Source organism: Trinickia terrae, assembly GCF_005144415.1.
Lineage (GTDB): Bacteria > Pseudomonadota > Gammaproteobacteria > Burkholderiales > Burkholderiaceae > Trinickia_A > Trinickia_A terrae.
The window spans coordinates 428,114-450,889 of record NZ_SWJE01000001.1 but is presented as its reverse complement, the minus strand read 5'-3'; the positions used below and the strand labels follow the sequence as shown (position 1 = coordinate 450,889).

Sequence of the window (22,776 nt, the reverse complement as noted above, 5' to 3'; positions counted from 1 at the left end):
TCGCTCACCCGCACGAGCTTGCTTTGGCGCAGGTACGCATCGGCGAACGGCACGCGCGCCAGCCGGACACGTCCGAGTCGTGCAATAGCGGATAGTTGAGGATATCGGCCGCAGACAACGCATTCTTGAGCTTCTCCGCCAGGCCGAGGCTCGCGACCGGATACAGCGCTTCGTCCAGGAAGGATTCGACCTCGACGTTCTGCCACATGCCGTGTCCATAGCGAATCGCCAGATCGGCCTCGCCGCCGTCGACGTCGACATTGCCGATCTTCACAGCGATCTTCGCGACGGTGTTCCTGCGCGAGCGCTTCAACCGCTCGGGCTGGTATGGCTCGGCGTTCAGCCTGGCGGGGGTGGCGGTCATCGCGCTCGGGCAGCCCGGCGGGCTCTTGCTCGGCGCGGGGGCAAGCCTGATCCTGGGAGCGGCGATGTGCTGCGCGGCGTATTTCGCGCCCGGCTACTTCGGCGCGGCGCGCGCAGCGAACTTCCTGTATCTGACGCCGGCCGTCGCGACCGCGCTATCGATCGTGCTATCGATCGTGCTACCGACCGCGCTGACCGGCGAGCGGCCCGGACCCGCCACGCTGTGCGGCGGCCTGATGGCGATCGCGGGCGTCGGGTTCGTCGCGCTGCGCGGACGCCGCTAACCATCGCGGGCGGGCGGACAGCAAGCGCGTCCGCCCATGCGACGTCATCCCATCGGGCGCACGCCGATCAGCCAGCCGTGCAGGAACAGGCCGAACACAGCCCAAACGACGAGCCCGCCCACCACCACCCTGACATCGCGCCCAACGGTCCCTGCCGGGTAGGTCGTGCCCGCAACGGCATCGCGACGGCGTCCCGCGAGGAAGCTCGCAACCGACCAAACCAGGAACGCGGCGAACAGCAGCTCGGCGTTGGCCGTGCCGTTCGCGATCAAGTGGCCGAACGCCCAGAGCGCAACACCGGCGGCCATCGGATGCCCAAGTGCGCGCTTGATCCGGTTGCCCGGCACATAGGCCGCGGTAATCAGGACGAAGGCAATCGCGACGAGCAGGATCGTCAGATGCTGGATACCGGCCGGCGGCGCCCAGACCACGACCGGCTCGCGCCGCGCGATTCCGTAGCCCCAGACGATCAGCACGAAGCCGACAATCGAGGCGATCGAATACAACCCCTTCCACGGCCTCTCGCCGAGGCGCGCGATTAGCGCGCTGCGCCATGGATCGGCGAAGATTCGAATCGAATGCACGCCCAGGAAAATCAACAACCCAATTACCAGAATTCCCATCTCGAACTCCTTGTTTGGTCTTTGCGCGTCACGATTGTACGCAAGCCGCCGATCGATCCAATACGGGATTTACCAGAAAAATCTGAAAATAAAGACAACGGATTCGCACCGTGGATTTGCGTCCGTACTAAAAGGGTAAATAGGTTAATCGGCGATTTATCGCGTGTATCCTAGGGCGCGCCCGCTTCACTCTTTCGCTTCCGTACAAGCAATCCGCTCGCCATGACATTCAGTCTCATAAATAGTCAGTACACCGACAAGACTCGACAAACATCATCGCAAGACGACCAGTTGACGCTTTACACCCTGTTCGGCACCACCCGTCCCCGCTGGCGCCTCACGAGCGACAGCAACACGCTCGAGCTCGCCGCCTTTGCCGATGCGCCCGCCGCGCCGGCTGCGGCCGCCGTCGCGCTCCCGCGCGAAGAGGCTCAGCGCATCCGCCGGCTGACGGGCGTCACCGCCCATCTCGCCGTCGACGTCAGCTTCTACGGCAAGCCGCTGCGGCTCGATCTCGTCGGCAAGAAGCTGAGCCCGGCCGAGTGGGCCGGCACCGCCGCCCCTTACGACGACAGCCGCGCCGTCGCGCGCGACCGCACGCACCGGCTGCCGTTCGCCGAGCAGGTGCTCGCCGAAGTGAACTCGGTCGTCGTGATTCTCGATCGCCGCGGCATCATCCAGCGCTTCAACCGCCTCGCCGAAGAAACAACCGGCATGAAGGAAGAGGACGTGGTCGGCAAGAGCGCGCAGGCGCTGTTCATCTCCGGCGACGGCGCGTCGAGTGGGAACATCGATAGTTTCTTCAGGCACGGCAAGTCATCGGAAGTCGAGCGCTACGTCAAGACGCTCAAGGGGCCACGCCTCTATCGCTTCCGCAACAAGTTCGTCAAGAGCGGCGGCGGGCTCGACGAAGTCTTCCTGATCTGCTCGGGCGCCGACATCACCGACGAGCGCTCCGCGCAGGCCCGCCTCACGGAACTCGCCACCACCGACGCGCTCACCGGGCTGCCCAATCGCCACGCCATCCACGAAAAGATCCGCGCCGCCATCGATGAGGCGGGCGACGGCCAAACGGGCATCCTGTTTCTCGATCTCGACAACTTCAAGAAGGTCAACGATCACTACGGCCACGCGTTCGGCGACCAGTTGCTGCGCGACGTCTCGTCGGCGGTCAAGGGGTGCCTCGCGCCCGGCGACACGCTGGCGCGCCTGGGCGGCGACGAGTTCATCGTGCTCTCGCCCGCCGCCACGCTCCCGGCGCTCGAAGCCACCGCGCAGCGTATCCAGGAGCGCCTGTGCGTGCCGTTCGACATCGGGGCCGTCGAGGTCCATACCGGCAGCTCCATCGGCATCGCGCTCGCGCCGCGGCATGGCGACAGCGTCGAGAGCGTGATCCGCAGCGCCGACGTCGCGATGTACGTCGCCAAGGACTCCGGCAAGCGCGCCTATCGTGTGTTCTCGCCGGACATGGACAAGCGCGTCGCCGATTACGTGTGGCTCAACACGAACTTGCGAAAAGGCCTCGAAGAAAAGGAGCTGGTGCTTCACTACCAGCCGAGGCTCTGCACGCGCACGAGCGCTGTCGTCGGCGCCGAGGCCCTGCTGCGCTGGAACTCGCCCGAGCGCGGCCAGATCGCGCCGGCCGAATTCATCCCGTATGCGGAGGAATCCGGCCTGATCGCCCCGCTCGGACGCTGGGTAATGGATAACGCGGCGGAGCAGGCGGCGCGCTGGCAGGCTCAAGGGCTCGATTTGCGGATCGCAGTCAACGTCTCGCCGCGGCAATTGGTCGACACGGCGATCACCGCGCATTTCGAGGAGGCGCTGCGCAAGGCCCGGCTCGCCCGCTGCACGCTCGACATCGAGCTCACCGAGAGCTGCCTGATCGAAAACGAAGCGGCCGCGATCAGCCTCATCAAGGAATTCCGCAAGCTCGGCGCCGAGGTCCATCTCGACGATTTCGGCTCGGGCTACTCGTCGCTCTCGCAGCTCGCGCGCATTCCGTTCGATGCCATCAAGCTCGATCGCAGCTTCATCACCGCGATCGACGTCAATCCGCGCTCGCAGGTGGTGGTGCGCTCGATGGTCGCGGTGGCGCAGGAACTGAACGTTGAGGTACTTGCCGAAGGCGTCGAGACTCCGGCGGAGGAGGACTTCTTGAAGGCGGCGGGCGTCGATTGCGTCCAGGGCTACCTGTACGGAAAACCGATGCCCGCCGCCGAGTTCGAGGCCTGGCTCGCCGGCCGGCGCAGGCTCAGGCTGATCGCATGAGTCCGCGCACGGTTGGTGATTCGAAGCGTTCAGCTCAGCTCGATGCGCCGGACTCGGCTAAGCCTCGGGCAGGCGTTGCAGCAAGGCGAGCCGCTCCATGCAGAAGAGGTCCTGTTCGCCGATCGCGAGCGCCGCGTCGATCCAGTCCTCCGTCAGCTCCGCGAGCTCGGCGCGCGTGAGCTGCGACATGCGCTGCCGCGCGCGGATCATCGCGCGCATGCCGTGCAGCTTCGGGCGCATCGCGTCGATGAATGTGCGCGTCGCCAGATACCCCTCGCCGGGGCTGAATAGCTGATCGACGAGACCGTGGCGCGCGTGCCATTCGGCGGCGTGCACCGCGCCGCTGCCGGCCAGCTCTTCGGCGAGGCGCGTGCCCCCCTTGCGCGCCGCCAGCACGTAGCCGCCCATGCTCGGAAACAGATTGCAGGCGATCTCCGGAAAGCCGAGGCTCGCATCGCTTTGCGCCAGCACGAAGTGATGCGCCAACGCCGCCGCGAAACCACCGCCGAGCGCCGCGCCTTCGACCATCGCAATCGTGATCGCGCCGGTGTCGAAACCGCTCGCCACCGCATGCACGCATTCGACGCAGGCTTGCAGGTACGCCGCGATCCGCTCACGCTGGCCCGAGCGGATCGCGGCGGCAAAAAAGCCGAAGTCGCTGCCGGCGCTGAACGTCTCCGGTGTCAGCGAGCCCGTGACCCAGAAGTCGATCGGCACCAGCGATTCGCGCGCGGCGCGCGCCAGCGCCAGGATGTCCTGCGCGAGCGCAAGGCTGAAGTACGGTCCGGGCCGCGCGCGCAGCATCATCCACATGACGTTGCGCCCTTCCTCGTAATGGGCCGCCAGCTGCGACAAATGACCTGCCTCGACAAACAGCCTGCACGATTGATGATTTCCGAGATGCATAGGGAGCTCCCTTTTTGACGTTATTGAGGGTGGGTGAAGCCCCTAGCCTAAAGGAGACCTAATCGAAAAAACTTCTACGCCCGACTCATCTCGGGAAAGTCAGGAAGAGACGCGCAGCGCTGCGCGTCGTTCCTGGATGGCGGGGATGGCTGATGAGGGCGCCGGGCTCGCCTCGAGCAAGACGAGCCACGGATGATGCGTCAAGCGGAACGGCGTGCGCTCTCGCTGTATCGACCGATTTCGCCGGTGGTCATGCCGAGTTCGAGTGCGGCGTCGCTGATCTGCTGCCAGGTCGCCGGATCGATCGGAATGCCCTGCGCGCGGCGCGCCGCCTGCGTGGCGAGCTCGGGCTCGCCGGGCATGAGGACCTGCCCGGCGCCGGCCGCGAGCGGCGACGCCTTCGCCCACGCGACGAACGCCTCGGCCTGCGCCTGTCCGTCGTGCGCGTCGAAGGCCTGCGGATCGATGATGATCGACAGCATTCCGTTGACGATCGCATTGGTCGTTTCGAGCGTCGCCGCGTGCGTCGTGAGGCCGCCGGTGAGCGCGCCGCCAAACAGCTCGCACAGCACCGCGAGGCCGTAGCCCTTGTGCGCGGCGAACGGCAGCAGCGCGCCGAACGGCGTTTCGTGCATCACCTTGGGCTCGATCGTCGGCCGCCCTTCGGCGTCGATCAGGCAATCGGCCGGCACCGTCTTGCCCTTGTTGTAGGCGACCCGCGTCTTGCCGTAGGCGATCGCGCTCGTCGCGAAGTCGAGCACGAACGGCGGCTTGCCATCGCGCGGATACGCGGCGCAGAACGGGTTCGTGCCGAAGCGGCGATCGGCGCCGCCGAACGGGGCGACGAGCGGATCGCCCGCCACGTTCACGAAATGGAACGACGCCATCCCCGCTGCCGCGCATTGCTCGCCCCAATGCCCGATGCGGCCGAGATGGTGAGCGCCGCGCAGGCCGACCGCGCAGATGCCGTGCCGCTTCGCCCGCTCGACGCCGAGCTCCATCGCCTCGAAGCCGGCCACCTGCCCGAAGCCCTTGCCGCCGTCCACGGTGAGCACCGCGCCGGCGTCGCGAATGATCTCGGCGTGGCGATTCAGCTTCAGCTCGTTGTCGTGCAGCGAATCGGCGTAGCGCGGGATCATCCCGACGCCGTGCGAATCGTGGCCCGCCAGGTTCGCCGCCACCAGATGGTCGGCGACCAGCCGCGCTTCGCGGGCACTGCTTCCCGCTCGCTCCCAGATGGCGCAGACATAGGCATGCAGTTCGTCGGCTTGGAGACGCAGCTCCGGCTGGTCGGTCGCGCGGGTATCGGTCATCGGTGATTCAGGTGTCGCCCAGGTGTGGACAAAGGTTGGGATTCGAGGCGGCTCGGCGCGAGGTTCGGCCTGCTCCGAGCGCTCAGGGCGCCGCGGCGATCACCTGAGCGACCGCCGCCGTCAGCTTCTTCGCGTACGGCACATGCAGGAACTCGTTCGGCCCGTGCGCGTTCGACTTCGGCCCCAGCACGCCGCATACCATGAACTGCGATTTCGGGAAGCCCGCTTGCAGCACGTTCATCAGCGGAATCGTGCCGCCCTGCCCGATGTACGCGCAGTTGGCGCCGTAGTGCGCTTGCGAGGCCGCGTCGAGCGCCGTCTGCAGCCACGGCGCGAGATCGGGCGCGCTCCAGCCGTTGGCCGCGCTCGGGTCCGGCTTGAACGTGACCTTCGCGTTGTACGGCGGGTCGAGCTCCAGGAGCTGCTTCAGGTCGGCGACGGCCTTCGCCGCGTCGACGAGCGGCGGCACCCGCAGCGACAGCTTGAACGCCGTGCGCGGACGCAGCACGTTGCCCGCGCTCGCGAGCGGCGGCAGCCCCTGCGCGCCCGTCACCGACAGCGACGGCCTCCACGTCGAGTTCAAGAGCGCTTCGCAGGCGTCGGTCGTGGTGGGCAGCACCGGCTTGCCGTCCTGGCCGCAGGCGAACGGGACGGTCTTCCAAACGCTGTCGCCGAGAATGCCCGCCGTCACCTTGGTTTCGTTCAGCCGGTTCGCCGGAATCGGGCAATGGAACGCCTGTGGCAGCAGGTCGCCGGTGGCGGCATCCTCGAGACGCGCAAACAATTGCCGCATGATGCGGAAGCTCGATGGCGCAATACCGCCGTAGCCGCCCGAATGGATCCCTTCGTCGAGCACCTCGACTTCGAGGCCGCCGGAGACGAGCCCGCGCAGCGACGTGGTCAGCCAGAGCTGATCGTAGTTGCCCGCGCCCGAGTCGAGGCAGACGACGAGACCGACCACGCCGAGCTTGTCGCGCAATGCGTCGACGTACGGCAGCAGATCGTAGCTGCCCGATTCCTCGCAGGTTTCGATCAGCCCGACGCAGCGCGGCCGCTCGACGCCCTGCGCATCGAGCGCAGCCAGCGCGCTGATGCTCGCGTAGATTGCGTAGCCGTCGTCGGCGCCGCCGCGGCCGTACAGCTTGCCGTCCTCGAGCTTGGGCTGCCAGGGGCCGAGGTCGTTGCGCCAGCCGTCGAACTCCGGCTGCTTGTCGAGGTGACCGTAGAGCACGATCGTCTCGGTGCTGCCCGAGCGCGTGGCGGGCGACTCGAAGAAGATCACCGGCGTGCGGCCCGGCAAGCGCACGATCTCGAGCTTCAGGCCGCGCACCGGTTGCGTCTCGGCCCATTGCGCGGCGTCGGTCACCACGCGCTCGATGAAACCGTGACGCGCCCAGTCCGCGTCGAACGCGGGACTCTTGGCCGGCACGGCGATGTAGTCGGTCAGTGCGGGAACGATCTCGTCGTTCCATTTGCGGTCGACGAACGCGACGAGCGCGTCGTGATCGAGTTGCGCGGTCTGCGAAGTCGTGGCGGCGGAAGTCATGTTCGATTGTCCGATCGGTCGGTCGAAACGCACATGATAGTACCGATCGGGGTCGCCCTTGCCGGCCGCGCGCACCGGCGACGGAACGGCTCGGCGCAAGCATCGGCTATCTCGATGCATGAACCGTACAATCGCGCGACAATCGGCATACCCCACCCTTTGGAGAACCCGTCATGCAAGGCGGAATCGTCATTCAGACCGCCGAAGTCATTGGTGCGCTCGCCGCCTATTTCCTGCCGGCAATCGTCGCCGACCGCCGCAAGCGCCTCGATGTCCTGCTCATCGCGCTTTTCAATGCCTGCCTCGGGTGGACCGTCGTCGGCTGGCTCATCGCGCTGTATTGGGCGTTCCAGCCGAATCCTCCGGCCGATGTCGCCGACGAAGTGAAGAGCAAGCGCCGCCTGCTCAGCCTGAGCACTTTCTCCAAAGGGCTTGCGGAGCGCGTGCAGGCGCGCGCCGCCAAGCGCGACCGGGCGCGCAATTGACGCCGTCGAGCGCTTGATCGGGTGATGGCGGGCGAAGCGCGACCGCAGCCGTCCTTCCTCGTCCACGTCATCCCAAAAAGCGTGCAATAATCGCCGGGCTCGCGTAACTGGCGCTTCGAGATGGATCACCATCAGGGAACGCGAAGCGCTGTGCCGCCGCGCGCCTGGGCATTGTCCTGACCTGACCCATTGACTCGTCTCATTGGAGTGTTGGCAATGCCCGACTTTCCCCGCCTCTTCACTTTCGGCCTGGTTGCCCTCGGCATGGTGCTCACGCCCGGGCCGAACATGATCTACCTGATCTCCCGCTCGATCAGCCAGGGCCGCACTGCCGGCCTGATCTCGCTTTGCGGCGTCGCACCTGATCTCCCGCTCGATCAGCCAGGGCCGCACTGCCGGCCTGATCTCGCTTTGCGGCGTCGCGCTCGGCTTTGTCTTCTATATGTTGTGCGCGGCATTCGGCATTACGGTGCTGGTGCTCGCCGTGCCGTACGCCTACGATGCGCTGCGATTCGGCGGCGCGTTGTATCTGCTGTATCTCGCGTGGCAAGCGCTCAAGCCCGGCGGACGCTCGCCGTTCCAGATCCGGGAGTTGCCCAAGGACAGTCCGCGCAAGCTGTTCGCGATGGGGCTCGTCACCAACCTGCTGAATCCGAAGGCGGCCGTGCTGTACCTGTCGCTGCTGCCGCAGTTCATCGATCCGTCGCACGGCAGCGTGCTCGCGCAATCGCTTGCGCTGGGGACGACACAAATCGCCGTCAGCGTCTGTGTCAATGCGACGATCGCCGTCATGGCGGGCTCGATCGCCGCGTTTCTCGGCAACCGGCCTACCTGGATCCTGGTTCAGCGCTGGCTGATGGGCACGGTGCTCGCGGGGCTCGCCGTGCGGATGGCGACCGAAGCGCGGCGCTGAGGCCGCACTTGCCGGCACCGCCCGTGCCAAAGCGAGCTCGGCATTGGCATACCGTATACATTCGACCGTATACCAATAGCGCTTATCCGGCGCGGGCGGCTGGCCGTGCGTCGCGCATAGCGGTGAAGACCGGCAACCGCGCATTGGCCGACGCGCGATAGGACCAGTCGAGATCGTCTCGCCCCGCGAGCGTGGTGCGCTCCAGCAGCACGCCGACAGCCGCCGAAGCGATCGTGTATGCCAATTGTTCGCCCGGGCATGCATGCATGCCGTGGCCGAAGCCGAACACGCGCCGCCGCGGACGGTCGAGCAGGAACTCGTGCGGCCGCGCATTCGCGGCCGGGTCGCGGTTCGCCGCAGCCAGCAGCACAAGGATCGCCGCGCCCGCCTCCAGACGCTCGCCGCAAACCGTCGTATCCGCCGCAACGAAACGCCGTGTGTTTTGCACGGGCGAGTCGAAGCGGCTCGTCTCGCGAATCAGGCCGGCGAGCCTGTCCGGCGCGCGCCTCACCTCGCTTTCCACACCCGGCTGCGTGATCAGCGCCACGACGGTATTGCCGATCAAGCCCGCGGTCGCCTCGTAGGTCTGCGACAGCAAGCCGACGAGATTCGCGGCCAGCGCATCGGCATCCTCCCAGCCGGTTGCCTCCGCTTCCCGCCGCACGAGCGCCACGAGCGATGCGCCGCCGGACATCCCCGGGGCCGACGAACGATCGCCCTGCGTCCCCTCTCTCGCTGCCGCATGCGCAACCAACGACTCGACGCGCTGCACAAGCACACGCGCTGCGTCGTTCGCGCGGGCCAGTTGCTCCGGCGTACTCAACGGGGAAAGACAGGCGACGAAATCAGCCATCCATGCGACGACGCCAGGCAACGTCTCGTCGGCAAAGCCGAGCAACGACGCGACGACCTGCACCGGCGTCTCGAACAGCCACGCCGACAAATCGCCCGGCCGCTGCAGCTCACGCTCGGAATCCGCAGCAATGCCGCGCGCAAGCGTGGACACCGCTTGCAGGTCGAGACCGCCGAGCACGTGCTGCAAAGCGAGCTTCGGCGCTCGATGCGGCGCGCCGTCGTTCATGCGGGCGAGCCGCGCAAACACCTCGCCCGACGGTGCGCCGGCGATCGCCTTTGGCACGGGCTCGGCTGCGGGCCTCACGCGCAGCTCGGGATGCGCCAGCACCTCCGTGACAGCCTCCGCGCTCGCCGCGAGCCATAGCCGCAGCCGCGGCTCGAACACGAATGGCGCATTGGCCGTGAGCCCGGCGTAGTAGGGATAAGGGTCGGCATGAGCGACCGCATCGATGGGATCGATTGGATTCATGCCGGAAAGTATGCCCGCCGGATGAGGCTCGACGCTTCAGGTTGAAGCGAAATATGCACGCATGCGTTGCATGCTCCGGCAGGGATGCCGCCAAACGGCTTCGGCGGCCCTGAGGCCGCCGAAGCACAAGACTACGAAACCCACGGAATCGTCTAGAAAGACGAGCGGACTGGACTCGCGTAGGTGCGCAGGTGCATGGAGCCCGGAGCGATGGAGCGCGGCTCGCGCTTGACGTCGTCCTGGGAAAACAGGTCCTGGCGCAGCTCGCCGCGGTCGTCGAACCACTCGCAGCGCAGCCAATCGCCCTCGGCGTATCGCACGGGTCCGATATAGGTAATGGTCATTCGCGGTCCGCCCGCCTTGAGCGTCACCACGTCGCCTACGAAAAACTGTGCCATCTGTGTGCAGGTAGCTGTAAGCATATACGCCCCGATATAGATTTAAGCTCGTTCGTCGAAGTTTGTGCGCCGATGAACACAAGAATCAGATTTGAACCTCAACCCCGGCTGCCAAAAGGAAATCCCCCAACGTGGAAGTAGGCTAACAATAGAATATTTGTTCTACAAGCGATTTTAACCAAAACCCTTCGGCTCCCGGGTTTATCCGGAGCACCCGTCAAAGGGTAGCAGAAGCTTCCCTCAGACATACCGCCACCTCGATGCGTAAAATCGCAATACTGATTTTCGGGCTGAGAAACACTCGAGGCAGGACTGATGCATTTCTGCTGCAGCGCCCACCTGACGGCCTGGATAGGGAGGCGCCAAACGGCACATGGCATCGCCGCTACCCGCCCCACATATCTTGCCTCAAGTCAGACATTTATACCGATCGCGCAAAGTCAAACTATTGCGCATGGAATTTTTGACCGAACAACAAATACAGCTTAATTCACATGAAAATCACATTGAGTTTTATGCGAATTTTGCGGAAACGTTTTCGGTTTTAACGATTTGTTTTGAAACTGCCGAGAATGCAGGCGAGCTGCTGGGCGAGTCCGTCCATATTCCCGGACGGCACGCCAGCATAACCAAGTGCTAAACCGTTATAGCGCGCTATATCGACGCACGGCAGGCAGTAGGCGCTGAGCGGCGGCACGATCAGCCCGGCCTGGCGCGCGGCCGCGCAGACGTCGACATCCGCGATGGGCGCCGTGAGCTGCGCGCTCAGGTGCATGCCGCCCGCGCCGGCCGAGACCGTGAGCATCCCGCCCAAATGCCTGCGCAGCGCGTCGCTGAGCGCATCGCGCCGCTCGGCGTAGAGACGCCGCATGCGCCGCAGGTGCCGCGTGTAGAGCCCGCTCTCGATGAAATCGGCCAGCGCGATCTGCTCGGCCAAGCGGCCGCGCCGCGCGAGAGCCCCGAGCGGCCCCGCTGCCGCGGCCGTCAGCGCCGCCGGCACGACCATGAACCCGAGGCGCAACGACGGAAACATCGTCTTGCTGAAGGTGCCGAGATAAATGACCGGCGCATCGGCGGTCAGCCCCTGCACCGCGGGCAAGGGCGGGCCGTCGTGGCGAAACTCGCTGTCGTAGTCGTCCTCGATGATCCAGGCGCCGGTCTTGCGCGCCTCTTCGATCAGCCACAGACGGCGCTCCAGGCTCAGCACGCTGCCGAGCGGATACTGATGCGACGGGGTCACGTAGACGAGCTTCGGCGGCGCGCGCCGCCAGTCCTTCGCGCTGGGCGCGATGCCGTCCGCGTCGACGGGAATCGGCACGATCGTCAGGCCCGCCGACCGGAACGCGGCGCGCGCGCCGTTATAGCCCGGGTTCTCGAGCCAGACGGGCTCGCCCGGATCGGCGAAGAGGCGCGCGCAGTGGTCGAGGCTGCTTTGCGTGCCGTCCGTGATGAAGACCTGGTCGATCTCGCAGCGCACGCCGCGCGACACCTTCAGATGCTCGGCGATCGCATGCCGCAACGCAGGATGGCCTTCGATATTGCCGTAGCCGAGATGCTGCGGGCCAATCGTGCGCCACGCGCGCTCGAGCGAGGACCGCCATTGCGCGAGCGGAAACTCGTCGAGCGCGGGGATACCGAGGCGAAACGGCTTCTGCTCACCGTGGGCGACGCTCTCGCGGTACAGCCCCTCGACGCGCCGCGCGAGCGCAACCTCCCGGCCCGCGGCGACCGGCGCGGGCTCCGGCCGCACGAGCCCGACGCGAGCCACCTCCGAGCCTTGCCGCGTGGCGGCGACGAAACCCTCGTCGGCCAGCCTCTCATACGCGTACAGCACCGAATTGCGGGCCATGCCGAGCTCTTCGGCGAGCGCGCGCGACGAGGCCAGCCGGCTGCCTTGGGCAAGACGGCCCTCGAGAATGGCCTGTCGCAGGCACTCGTAGAGAAGCCGCTGCTGCGTGAGCCCGCGCGTCTGGTTTCGATGCGTGAAGGTCGAGACGAGCAGGCCGTAGTCCATAGTCGTGGTTCCAATATCTGCATGATCCGTGGGTCTAATCATGGTGCCACGAAATCGCTATTCTGCACGCTGACCCACCCACTTGGAGCCCCCTCTTCAATGACCCAGACCACCGCCCCCGTTTCGGACCGCACCCGCGTACGCCGCGAAGCTGATCGAGGACGCTACGACAAAGAAACGCTCCACGCGATCATCGACGCCGCCTACGTTTGCCACATCGCCTTCAACGACGACAAAGGCACGCACTGCATCCCGACCGCCTGCTGGCGCGAGGACGACCATCTGTATATCCACGGCTCGAACGGCAGCCGCATGCTGAAGGTGGCCGCCGCCGGCCTGCAGGTCTGCGTGACGATCACGCACATCGACGGGCTCGTGCTCGCACGCTCGGCGTTCAATCATTCGATGAATTACCGGTCCGCGGTGATCTACGGCGTATTCGAGCGCATCCCAGACGAACGCAAGGCGGGCCGTCTCGATGCGTTCATGGAGAAGCTCGCGCCGGGCCGCTCGCGCGAAGCGCGGCCCGGCGACGCCACCGAGCTGGCCGCGACGACCGTGCTGCGCGTCTCGCTCGCGGAAGCGGCATGCAAGATCCGCACGGGCGGCCCTCACGATAGCGAAGAGGATATGTCGCGCGACGTCTGGGCAGGCGTGCTGCCAATGACGACGGCCGGACAAACGCCGATTCCGGACGGCCCCATGAGCCGCATGCCGGACTACGTCGCGAAGTGGGCAGCAGACTGACAGCAGGCTCCCGCCCCAACCCCTCGCCCGGTGCGGGCAAACGCGCTGCCGGCGCTTTCGCGATGCATAATGTTGCCCTTCCTCATGCGGCAACCCCCTCGCGCCGGCAGCATCGCCATGCCCAGACCGATCCTCCCCCTGACGTACGAACACCTCGACCACTGGATCGAATCGCTGCAGCCGGCGCTCATCGCCGAAGACTTCGCGATGGCCATCGGCATCCTGCGCGGCGGCGCGCCGCTCGCGCTGATGGTCTCGCACGCGGCGGGCGTGCCCGTCGCCTTCCTGCGCTATGACCGCGCGACGCGCACCGTCGCCTGGGACTGCTCGCTGCCGATGCCGCCGCGCGGCGCCAAGGTCCTGCTATGCGAGGACATCTCGGGCCGAGGCTTCACGATGGCCGACTGCGTCGCGTTTCTGGAGCAGCATGGCCTCGCCGTAAAAACGCTTACTGCCGCTTACGACGAGCTGAGCCGCGTGCGCCCCGACTACGGGATCGATGCGGCCGGCTATTTCGCGCACTTTCCGTGGGAGCGGCAGGCCCATACCGAACGCTACCGCTCGGACTGGGATCAGGCCGTCGCCGGGGGACGCGGGCGGATGGCGGAGGACCACGAGTACGCCGCCTATGCGATCGATCTCGACGGCATCCTCCTGCCCGACATTCCGCTTGCCCGCTACGACGAAGACCTCGCCGCGGCCTTGATCGAGCGCGATGCGCTCGCGCCGTTCGAAACGCTGCCCGGCATCGCGCTCGATACGGTGCGCGCCATCGTCACCGGCCGCCCCGAGGCGGACCGCGGCCGCACCCAGGCCTGGCTCGACCGGCACGGCTTCGGCGGCCTCGAACTCGTCATGCGCGACCCCGCGAGCCACGGCGAAGGCCCGCAAGGCGCCGCCGAGCACAAGGCCGCGGCGATACGTGCGCTCGGCATCACGCATTTCATCGAAAGCGACCCCTTGCAGGCGATCCTGATCTCGCGGCTCGCGCCGCTTTTGCGCGTGATCTGGTGGGACGCGCAGCAGAACCGGGGCACGCTCGTCAGTGCGGCTCACTGGCGCTGAGCGCGGCGCCCCTCAAGTTTTCCCGACAGGTTGCCGTAATCACCGGATGTCGCTCCCGTGACACCCGGTTGCGCCCGCGCGTCGCCGGCAAGCGTTTTTCCCTCGTCCGATCGCGCCCGCCATGTTCAAACGCCTGTCCATCAAAGCCCGCCTCTACAGCACGCTCGGCCTGCTCGGGGTCTTGCTCATCGTCATCGGCCTGCTCGGCCAGATCGGCATGCAAGCGAGCAATCGCGCGCTGGAACACGCCTACTCGCACCAGTTGGCATCGCAAATCGCGCTCGACGAGTCCAAGCTGAACCTGCTCATCGTCCGCACCACGCTCGATCGCGTGCTCATTCACCCCGATTCGCCCGAAGTGCCCGCGCTGATCGACAAGGCGCTCAACTACCAGGCGATCTCAGACAAGGCTTGGAAGGACTATGAGGCGATACCGCGCAACGCCGAGCAAGAAGCGCTCTACAGCGCCATCGCCTCCGCGCGCCAGACCTTCTTGCAGCAGGCGATCCTGCCGCTCGTCGATGCGCTGAAAAAAGGCGACCGCGAGAGCGCCGACACGCTCACGATGAAGACCATCCCGCCGCTTTCGGTTGCGCTGTCGAAGCTGACCAACGCGCTCGACGAGTATCAGCACACGCACGGCCAGCAGTCCTTCGAAGCGGCGCAGGACCGCTTCACGACGCTCTCCTGGATCAACGGCATCCTGATCGTGCTCGGCCTCGTAACGTGCGCGGGCTGCGCGTTCAGCCTGCAGCGCGCGATCGGGCGCCCGCTCGCGGAGATCCTCGATCACTTCAAGCGCATCGCCGGCGGCGACCTGACGGCCCGCATCGAGACGCGCTCGCAGGACGAAATGGGCGAGCTCACGAAGGGTCTGCAGACGATGCAGCGCAGCCTGACCGACACGGTGCGCAAGGTCACGCACGGCTCCGAATCGATCGCGACGGCCACGCGCGAGATCGCGGCCGGCAACTCCGACCTGTCGCAGCGCACCGAAGAGCAAGCGGCGGCGCTGCAGCAGACCGCCGCCAGCATGGAGGAGCTCACGGCGACGGTGAAGCAGAACGCCGACAACGCGCGCGAAGCTCAGACGCTCGCCGACAACGCGCAGCAGATCGCGAGCAAGGGCGGCTCGGTGGTCGGCGAAGTCGTCGGGACGATGAACGAGATCGACCGCAGCTCGCAAAAGATAGTCGACATCATCGGCGTGATCGAGAGCATCGCGTTCCAGACCAACATCCTCGCGCTGAACGCGGCGGTCGAGGCCGCGCGCGCCGGCGAGCAAGGCCGCGGCTTCGCGGTCGTCGCGGGCGAAGTGCGCACGCTCGCGCAGCGCTCGGCGGTGGCCGCGAAAGAGATCAAGGAGCTGATCGGCGAATCGGCGCAGCGCGTGGCGGCCGGCTCGCGGCTCGTCAGCTCGGCGGGCGCAACGATGCAGGACATCCAGAGCGCGGTGCGCCACGTCACCGACATCATGAACGAGATCGCCGCCGCCTCGCACGAGCAGAGCGACGGGATCGAGCAGGTGAACCGCGCGGTGTCGCAGATGGACGAGGTCTCGCAGCAGAACGCCGCGCTCGTCGAGCAGGCCGCGGCGGCGGCCGCGTCGCTCGAGGAGCAGGCCGACGGCTTGCGGCGCGCGGTGTCGACGTTTCAGGTTGCGTAGAGAGAGCGAGTCACGCCTCGCCGCCGCGCAGATGGCGCGCCGCACGCTGCGACGCGACGACGATCAGCTTCATCGTCGCCCGCGTCGCGCCGACGAAGAGCTTGCGCGCGCTGCGTTCGTCGAAGGCTTCGAAATCGACCTCGGTCAGGATCACGCACGGCGCCGACTGCCCCTTGAAGCGATAGATCGATTCGAGCAGCACGTCGCCCTCGCGATACTCGGGGTTGCCGAACAAATCGTACTTGCCCGTGAAGCTGCGCAGCCGGTGCGGGCCGAGATGATCGAGCGCGGTCAGCGCTGAGCCTTCGCGTCCGCGAAACGACAGCACCGCGATGTCCTGCTTCCGGAAGCCGAGCGAGAGAGCCTGAGTGATGGCGCGCTTGGTCGCCTCGATGGCGCCGTCCCCGCTCGCGGCGTCATAGGCGGACACGGCGATCTCCGAGCCGTCGAACGGGCTGCCCGATGCCAGGCTCGCCGCGAGCGGCACCGGCTCGCCGACGATGTCGCGCACGTAGTCGAGGATGTCGCGCGGGCTGCGGTAGTTCGTCATTTCCTTGAGCACCGTCCAGCCCGGCAACGCCACGGGCTCGCGCATGTAGAGGTTCTGCAGCGGATCTTCGAGCCACCACCACGCACCGCCGGGCGCCACGAGCCGCGCCAGCGCATCGACCCACGGCTGCTGGAAATCCTGCCCCTCGTCGACGATCAGGATGTCGAATTGCCAGCGCGCATCGATCGGCGCATCGGCGAAGGTCGTCTCGAGACGGCTGAAGATGTCGGGGGACTGGAAATCGGGCGTGCGCCCCGCGTCGCGCGCGATCCAGTCGCAGAGCTGGTGGTAGTTCGCAACTTTCGCCTCGGGCGGCGCGACGCGCGCGATGTGATCCGCCAGCGGCCGGTTGAAGCAGACATAGAGCGGACGCTTGCCGCTCGCGACCGCATCCTTCATCACCTGCACCGCCAGTTGCGTCTTGCCCGAGCCGGCGGTGCCGATCACGCGCAGCCGGAACGGCGTGAACTCGAGCCGGCGCGCCCAGGTGGCGAGACCGCCGGCAAGCCGCGTGACGAGCGTGCCCGCCTGGCCGACGAGCGCGCTCGCGTCGGGCGTCAGCGCCAGTTCGTCGGCCAGGAAGTGGTGGATTTTCGGCGCGCATGAGAGTCGCGGCTCGTCGGCCGGAAGCGCCTGGAGGACGATCGCCGCGAGGCGATCCTTGCGCGTCGCATCGACGATGCGATCGGGATTCACGCCCGCGATCGCCGCATTCTTCACGACATAGTCGGGGCAATACAGCAGCTCTTCGATGCAGTAGGTGCCCGCGCCGAAGGCCGCTGTAAAGCGCCGATGCATCCCCTCGATCGTGCGCGCCAATTGAATCGACACGTTGCGCTCGGTCTGCAGGTACACCTTGACGAGCCCCTTGGGCGTCTCGCGCAGAAACCCGGCCTTCTGCTCGACGATCAGCACGCGGCCCGCCGGACTCACGATCACGAAGTCCGCTTCGCCGAATACCGAAAAGCTCTGGTTCAGGCGCGTCCAATGCACGCCGTGATAGACGGTGTAGCCGTCGGGCAGCGCCGTCTCGAAGCGCGCCAGCGTCTCGCGCTCGCGTTCGGCGGCGCCGACGGCGGTCAATTGCTTCCAGTCGTCCGGGACAATGCGGGCCATTCGGGTGCCTCCTCGCAGGACCTTCGAAGTTCTCCGTATTGTACAAATTTGTCGAGGCAAAACGCTGGGCAGGGCCGTCCCGCCACGGCAGGCGGCTCGTCAGGCTGATCGTGTATCGTAGCGGGCAACGAGACGCCGCTTATGGGAGGAATGGACAAATGCTGAAAATCTGGGGACGCGCCAACTCGGTCAACGTTCAGAAGGTGCTCTGGTGCTGCGACGAACTGAGCCTGCCGTTCGAGCGCATCGACGCCGGCCTGCAGTTCGGCCGCGTTCGCGATCCCGACTACCTGAGCCTCAATCCGAACGGCCAGATCCCGACGCTTGTCGACGGGACCTTCGTGCTCTGGGAGTCGAACTCGATCCTGCGCTATCTCGTCACACAGTACGGACCCGCGAGCCAGCTCTACCCCGCCGAGCCGAAGCTGCGCGCGAGCATCGACCGCTGGCTCGACTGGTCGCTCTCGGCACTGCAGCCCGCCGAGCGGCCGGTGTTCATGAGCGTCGTGCGCACGAGCGCCGCCGAGCGCAACCTCGCTCAGTTCGAAGCGGACCTGAAGACCGTCACGGCGCGCTGGAAGCTGCTCGACGACCATCTGAGCGGCCGATTCTTCCTGGAGAGCGACAAGTTCACGATCGCCGACATCGTGCTCGGCGCGTTCGCCAAGCGCTGGTTCGGGCTGCAGGGTGTCGAACGGCCGTCGATGCCGAATCTCGAGCGCTGGTATTCGCGGCTCGAACAGCGCGCGCCGTTCAAGAAGCACATCGATTTGCCGCTCACTTGACGCCGCACTGATGGGGACCACGCGCGCTAGTGCGCCTCTCCCCCGCCGCGCCGCTCGATCGCGCGCTGCAGCAGCGAATCGATCAGGGCCAACGGCACCGGCTTCGTCAGATGCGCGTCGAATCCGCCCTGCAGCGAGCGCTCCATGTCGCTCGCCTGGCCGAAGCCGGTCATGGCCGCGTACAGCACCTCCTTCGTCGCCGGTATCGCCTTCAACTGCCGCAATACCGCGAAGCCGTCCGCGCCCGGCATCGCGATGTCGATCAGCGCGACGTCCACGCGTTCGGCGCTCGCCATCTCCAGCGCCTGCAGGCCGCTATAGGCCACCCGCACGCGATGCCCCTTGAGGGTCATCAGCATCGCCATGCTGTCGGCCGAGTCGCGGTTGTCGTCGACGATCAGGATGTGCAGCATGTTGCGATCGTCGTTTCCGCCCGGCTCAGCCGCCACCGGTGCGGCGCCATCCGGCTCGGCGTCTTTCGACGTCGCCGCGATCCGCGGCAGACGCAACGTAAACGTGGCCCCCTGCCCGCGGCCGGCGCTCGCCACCGTCACCGCGCCACCGTGCATCTCGGCGAGCCACCGGCACAGCGTCAAGCCGACGCCGAGCCCGCCTTCCTTGCGCTCGAGCTGGTTGTCGGCCTGCATGAACAGATCGAAGATCGAATCGAGCGCATCGGGCTCGACCCCGCAGCCGCTATCGGTCACGCGCAGCGTGGCCAGATTCCCCTCCTGGTGCAGCGACATGCCGATCCGCGTTTTCGGCTCCGAGAACTTCGACGCGTTGCTGAGCAAGTTCTGCGCGATTTGCACGAGACGCGCCAAGTCGCCGTTCACCATGATGCGCGTTTTCGGATAGGAGACGTCGATCGCTTGCTCCCGCATGTCGAGGTGCGGACGCATCATCTCGATGGCGCGGATCATCACGTCTTTCATGTCGACCGGCTCGAGGCGCAGCACGATCTTGCCCGTCGTCACGCGGCCCACGTCGAGCAGGTCGTCGACGAGACGGGTGAGATGGGTAATCTGCCGGTCGATCATGTCGCGGCATTGCTTGACCGTCGGGCTCGCGAACGGCTCGAGCATCATCACGCTCAGCGCGTTGCGCACCGGCGCGAGCGGATTGCGCAACTCGTGTGCGAGCGTGGCGAGAAACTCGTTCATGTGCTGGCTCGCCACTTCGAGCTCGCGTAGCCGCTTGCGTTCTGTCATGTCGCGGGTCACCTTTGCGAAACCGCACAACTCGCGTTTGCCGTCTCGCGTTTCGTAGACTGCCGTGATCACCGCGTTGGCCCAGAACATCGAACCGTCCTTGCGCACGCGCCAGCCTTCGTCCTCGACGCGCCCGATTCGCGTCGCCGTCTCGAGCTCCCGCTCCGGCTTGCGCGCCGCCACGTCGTCGGGCGGATAGAAGATGGAAAAATGCCGCCCCATGATTTCGCGCGCCGAATAGCCTTTGATCTTCTGCGCGCCGGTGTTCCAGCTCGCGATGCAGCCATCGCGATCGAGCATGACGATCGCGTAGTCTTCGACGGCTTCGACGAGAATTCGGAAGCGCTCTTCGGGCGGCGCGACAAGGTCGCGCGCGGCGGCGGAGAAAGCATGCTCTGAGGCTGGATTGTCCGGGTGCATATCGGTGGCGGGCTCGCTAAAAGGACGCGGCCCAACCAGCCGCTCACATTTGCCTCAAGCAAGGCTTATGCCGATGTTCGCTATCCGCAACGGCGGTCAATCCAAAAGGTCGTAAGGACCGCCCCGCGCCAGCGCTCGCCGATATGCCGGGCGAGCGTGAATGCGTTCGAGAAACGCCAGGATGTTCGGATGCTTTGCCGCGCCCGCGCGCTTCGCGCCTGCTTCCAGCGGAAAGCTCATTTGAATGTCGGCGGCCGTGAAATCGTTGCCCGCGAACCAGCCGGTTGCGCTCAATTGGCCGGCAATATAGCCGAAGTGCAGATTCAGTTGCGGATCGACGAAATCCGCTTGCAGCTTCTCAGAGATCTTGCGTGCAATCGGCTTGACGAAGAACGGCGCCTTCGCTGCCGCGATGCGCAAGGCGACGAGCTTGAGCAAGAGCGGCGGCATCGCCGACCCCTCGGCGTAGTGCATCCAATAGGTATGGCGCGCTCGCTCGGGCGTGCCTGGCGGCGGCATGAAGCGCCCGTTGCCGTAGCGCTCGACGAGATATTCAAGAATTGCGCCGGACTCCGCCAGCGTCAGCGCCCCGTCGGTCACGACCGGCGACTTGCCGAGCGGATGGACGGCACGCAGCTCGGGCGGCGCGAGCATCGTCACGCGGTCCCGCTCGTAGCGGCGCACGTCGTACTCGACGCCGAGTTCCTCCAGCATCCACAGCACGCGCTGCGAGCGCGAGTTGTTCAGGTGATGGACGACGAGCATCGGCGGGTCCTTTTTCTTGGCTGCGCTTCAGCCTGCCGGCGAGCCAAAATAGGCATTTCCGGTATGAAAAATTGACAACAAAATTGCAAAAAAGCGCATTCGCCAGACGAATCGATTCGTGCCGCGCTTAATTCACGTTGCACTTGGGAACGGACAAATCCGATCCGAAGTGCAACCCGATACCGTCCATCACGCCGCGGCGGGTGCGCCGCGAGTCTCAGGCGGCAGCGCTTTTGGCAGCGCTTTTGGCAGCGGTAGTGCGGCGCTTGCTGCGCGTTGCGGCCGGTTTGGCCGCTTTGCTGGTCTTGGCGGGTTTTGCCGTTGCCGTCTTCTTGGCGGCGGCCTTGCGCGTCACCGCCCGTTTTACGCCACGCGCCTTCTGGGCGGCGGGAGCCTTTTTAGCGGCAGCAGGCTTTGCCTCGGAAGCGCCCGCGGCCGACTTGTCGATCAGGAAGACTGAGCGGTCTTTTGCATCCTTGATCCATGCCGGCGGACGCGCATGGCCGCTCCAGGTCGCGCCGGTCGCCGGATCGCGGTACTTCGGCGGCATCTTGCCCGCGGCCGTGAGGCCTTTGACCTTGCCCGGCGCGCCTGCCAGCGAGGCGGCGCCCTTGGGCTTCGGCCCGCGCTTCTTCGGCGTATGGGCGTCGATATCGGCGGTGGTCAAACCATGTTTATCCATCATGGCGCGGATTTCCGCGATCACGACCGACGCGCGTTTAGCGAGCAAGCTCTCCGCTTGCGCCTGCAGCTTTTCGATTCGGCTTTGGATTTGCTTGAGCGTAGCCATCTTTTCTCCTAAAGAACAATTTGCGTGACTATGCCACGGGTTGCCCGGATTGACTAACGCTATCTGCCCCCGCGCGGTAAAGAACAATAAAAAAGCGCCCAAAAGGGCGCTAAAAACAACACCGGTTCTTAGGAAAGAAGCTTGTTGCGGTGCAGCCGCCTGTCGGCCCCAATCGGGTTAGAAATTGAAATTATCGATATTGCTCGCATCGAATGTCGTCGGCGGCCCAAGGATGATCTCGCCGTCCTTGCCGATCGTCCGCTTGCCGAGCTTGCCCGCGTCAAAGGATTCGCCTTCCTTGCCGGTGATCGTCCCCGACGCCAGGTTGGCCGCGGCATAAGCCGCCAGATAACCCAATTGACCCGGATCCCACAATTGGAATGCCTTGACGGTTCCATTCTTGATGAACGCGCGCATCTGGTTCGGCGTGCCAAGCCCCGTCACCACGACCTGCCCTTTCTTAGGCGAAGTCGACAAATAGCGAGCCGCCGCCGCGACGCCCACCGAAGTCGGCGCGACGATGCCCTTGAGATTGGGATACGCCTGCAGCAAGCCTTGAGTTTCGACAAACGACTTCTGGTCGTCATCGTTGCCATAGGCGATCTTGACGAGCTTCATCTTCGCGTATTCGGGCTTTTTCAATTCCTCCTGCATCCACTTGATCCAGGTATTCTGATTCGTCGCATTCGGCGTCGCCGAAAGAATTGCGAATTCGCCCTCGCCGCCGATCAGCTTCGACAGCAATTGAATCTGCCCGCGCCCGATCGATTCGGCATTCGCTTGGTTGACGAACAGTTGCCGTCCGGCAGGCGCCGTGTCCGAATCGAAGGTCACGACCTTGATGCCTTGCGACATCGCCCGCTTGAGGTAAGGAACGAGTGCATTCGCATCGTTGGCGGCGATCACGATCGCGCTCTGGCGCTGCGTGACGAGCGTATTGATGTACGAAACCTGCGACGAAGCGCCCGCATCCGACGGCCCGACCACCTTGCCGTCGCCGCCGAATTCCTTGATCGCATCCATGCCGCCGTTATCGGCGGTCACTTCGTAAGGGTTATTGATCTGCTTCGGCACGAAGGCGATCTTCAGACCGGACTTGATATCGGCGGCGCTAGCCGCACATGTCGCCACCACCAGCGCGGCGCACATCAGCGGCTTGCCGATGCCGCGAAGAAAGAAACGCAAATGCCCAGCCATAGCAAGTCTCCTGATAGACGCCCG

19 protein-coding genes, 2 pseudogenes and 1 riboswitch are annotated in these 22,776 nt (G+C 65.8%); of the genes and pseudogenes, 8 read left to right on the top strand and 13 right to left on the bottom strand.

All coding sequences use genetic code 11. The features are described 5' to 3' along the window. Positions 1 to 4: 4 nt before the first annotated feature. The gene (locus FAZ69_RS02030; protein WP_369407722.1) at positions 5 to 208 is read right to left on the bottom strand and encodes a hypothetical protein; all 204 of its coding nucleotides are present in this window, start codon (positions 206 to 208) and stop codon (positions 5 to 7) included. Between the two features lie 16 nt (positions 209 to 224). On the opposite strand from FAZ69_RS02030, the pseudogene FAZ69_RS02025 reads away from it, so the two are divergent. Next, positions 225 to 647: pseudogene (locus FAZ69_RS02025) on the top strand (EamA family transporter); the annotation flags it as partial. 44 nt (positions 648 to 691) lie between these two features. Here FAZ69_RS02025 and FAZ69_RS02020 read toward each other — a convergent pair. Then, positions 692 to 1,270 carry an NnrU family protein gene (locus FAZ69_RS02020; protein ID WP_136892257.1) on the bottom strand — a complete coding sequence of 193 codons (579 nt, stop codon included), beginning with the start codon at positions 1,268 to 1,270 and terminating at the stop codon, positions 692 to 694. Between the two features lie 222 nt (positions 1,271 to 1,492). Between FAZ69_RS02020 and pdeR the strand changes: the two genes are divergently transcribed. Next, the gene (gene pdeR / locus FAZ69_RS02015; protein WP_136892256.1) at positions 1,493 to 3,541 is read left to right on the top strand and encodes a cyclic di-GMP phosphodiesterase; all 2,049 of its coding nucleotides are present in this window, start codon (positions 1,493 to 1,495) and stop codon (positions 3,539 to 3,541) included. A gap of 57 nt (positions 3,542 to 3,598) precedes the next feature. Here pdeR and FAZ69_RS02010 read toward each other — a convergent pair whose 3' ends face one another. The 3 genes from FAZ69_RS02010 to FAZ69_RS02000 form a co-directional block, all read right to left on the bottom strand. Beyond that, complete coding sequence (locus FAZ69_RS02010) at positions 3,599 to 4,447, bottom strand: crotonase/enoyl-CoA hydratase family protein (protein WP_136892255.1); 849 nt, start codon at positions 4,445 to 4,447, stop codon at positions 3,599 to 3,601. A 200-nt stretch (positions 4,448 to 4,647) separates the two neighbouring features. After that, positions 4,648 to 5,760, bottom strand: a complete 1,113-nt coding sequence (locus FAZ69_RS02005) for a malate/lactate/ureidoglycolate dehydrogenase (RefSeq protein WP_136892254.1) — start codon at positions 5,758 to 5,760, stop codon at positions 4,648 to 4,650. Between the two features lie 82 nt (positions 5,761 to 5,842). Further along, positions 5,843 to 7,306 (bottom strand): M20/M25/M40 family metallo-hydrolase, encoded by a 1,464-nt coding sequence (locus FAZ69_RS02000; protein WP_136892253.1) that lies wholly within the window; start codon positions 7,304 to 7,306, stop codon positions 5,843 to 5,845. Positions 7,307 to 7,479: 173 nt separating this feature from the next. Here FAZ69_RS02000 and FAZ69_RS01995 point away from each other — a divergent pair, with 173 nt between their 5' ends. After that, entirely contained in the window at positions 7,480 to 7,791 is a 312-nt protein-coding gene (locus tag FAZ69_RS01995; protein ID WP_136892252.1) for a superinfection immunity protein, read from the top strand. Positions 7,792 to 7,884: 93 nt separating this feature from the next. Continuing rightward, a riboswitch (ZMP/ZTP riboswitch) is annotated at positions 7,885 to 7,968 on the top strand. A gap of 39 nt (positions 7,969 to 8,007) precedes the next feature. Beyond that, positions 8,008 to 8,704 (top strand): annotated as a pseudogene (locus FAZ69_RS01990) (LysE family translocator). Positions 8,705 to 8,786: 82 nt separating this feature from the next. On the opposite strand, the gene FAZ69_RS01985 reads toward FAZ69_RS01990, so the two are convergent. The 3 genes from FAZ69_RS01985 to pdxR form a co-directional block, all read right to left on the bottom strand. Continuing rightward, on the bottom strand, positions 8,787 to 10,028 hold the full coding sequence (locus FAZ69_RS01985) for a cytochrome P450 (RefSeq protein WP_136892251.1): 1,242 nt from the start codon (positions 10,026 to 10,028) through the stop codon (positions 8,787 to 8,789). A 152-nt stretch (positions 10,029 to 10,180) separates the two neighbouring features. Further along, positions 10,181 to 10,450 (bottom strand): YodC family protein, encoded by a 270-nt coding sequence (locus tag FAZ69_RS01980; RefSeq protein ID WP_136892250.1) that lies wholly within the window; start codon positions 10,448 to 10,450, stop codon positions 10,181 to 10,183. A gap of 520 nt (positions 10,451 to 10,970) precedes the next feature. Continuing rightward, positions 10,971 to 12,440, bottom strand: a complete 1,470-nt coding sequence (gene pdxR / locus FAZ69_RS01975; protein ID WP_136892249.1) for a MocR-like pyridoxine biosynthesis transcription factor PdxR — start codon at positions 12,438 to 12,440, stop codon at positions 10,971 to 10,973. A gap of 99 nt (positions 12,441 to 12,539) precedes the next feature. On the opposite strand from pdxR, the gene FAZ69_RS01970 reads away from it, so the two are divergent. The 3 genes from FAZ69_RS01970 to FAZ69_RS01960 all read left to right on the top strand — a co-directional run bounded on the left by FAZ69_RS01970 (position 12,540) and on the right by FAZ69_RS01960 (position 15,918). Further along, positions 12,540 to 13,187: a pyridoxamine 5'-phosphate oxidase family protein gene (locus FAZ69_RS01970; protein ID WP_136892248.1), complete on the top strand. Its 648-nt coding sequence runs from the start codon at positions 12,540 to 12,542 to the stop codon at positions 13,185 to 13,187. A 117-nt stretch (positions 13,188 to 13,304) separates the two neighbouring features. Next, positions 13,305 to 14,252, top strand: coding sequence for a phosphoribosyltransferase (locus tag FAZ69_RS01965; protein WP_136892247.1), 948 nt, complete (start codon positions 13,305 to 13,307; stop codon positions 14,250 to 14,252). 121 nt (positions 14,253 to 14,373) lie between these two features. Continuing rightward, positions 14,374 to 15,918: a methyl-accepting chemotaxis protein gene (locus FAZ69_RS01960; protein WP_136892246.1), complete on the top strand. Its 1,545-nt coding sequence runs from the start codon at positions 14,374 to 14,376 to the stop codon at positions 15,916 to 15,918. Between the two features lie 10 nt (positions 15,919 to 15,928). On the opposite strand, the gene FAZ69_RS01955 is transcribed toward FAZ69_RS01960, so the two are convergent. After that, positions 15,929 to 17,584: an ATP-binding domain-containing protein gene (locus FAZ69_RS01955; RefSeq protein ID WP_136892245.1), complete on the bottom strand. Its 1,656-nt coding sequence runs from the start codon at positions 17,582 to 17,584 to the stop codon at positions 15,929 to 15,931. Between the two features lie 158 nt (positions 17,585 to 17,742). On the opposite strand from FAZ69_RS01955, the gene FAZ69_RS01950 reads away from it, so the two are divergent. Further along, positions 17,743 to 18,369, top strand: coding sequence for a glutathione S-transferase family protein (locus FAZ69_RS01950; RefSeq protein WP_136892244.1), 627 nt, complete (start codon positions 17,743 to 17,745; stop codon positions 18,367 to 18,369). Positions 18,370 to 18,395: 26 nt separating this feature from the next. Here FAZ69_RS01950 and FAZ69_RS01945 read toward each other — a convergent pair whose 3' ends face one another. The 4 genes from FAZ69_RS01945 to rhaS all read right to left on the bottom strand — a co-directional run bounded on the left by FAZ69_RS01945 (position 18,396) and on the right by rhaS (position 22,704). Beyond that, positions 18,396 to 20,000: a hybrid sensor histidine kinase/response regulator gene (locus tag FAZ69_RS01945; protein WP_136892243.1), complete on the bottom strand. Its 1,605-nt coding sequence runs from the start codon at positions 19,998 to 20,000 to the stop codon at positions 18,396 to 18,398. A 96-nt stretch (positions 20,001 to 20,096) separates the two neighbouring features. Further along, on the bottom strand, positions 20,097 to 20,765 hold the full coding sequence (locus FAZ69_RS01940; protein ID WP_136892242.1) for a glutathione S-transferase family protein: 669 nt from the start codon (positions 20,763 to 20,765) through the stop codon (positions 20,097 to 20,099). A gap of 217 nt (positions 20,766 to 20,982) precedes the next feature. After that, positions 20,983 to 21,555, bottom strand: coding sequence for an H-NS histone family protein (locus FAZ69_RS01935; protein ID WP_136892241.1), 573 nt, complete (start codon positions 21,553 to 21,555; stop codon positions 20,983 to 20,985). A 177-nt stretch (positions 21,556 to 21,732) separates the two neighbouring features. Then, positions 21,733 to 22,704, bottom strand: a complete 972-nt coding sequence (rhaS, locus tag FAZ69_RS01930) for a rhamnose ABC transporter substrate-binding protein (protein ID WP_439654740.1) — start codon at positions 22,702 to 22,704, stop codon at positions 21,733 to 21,735. Between the last annotated feature and the right edge of the window lie 72 nt (positions 22,705 to 22,776).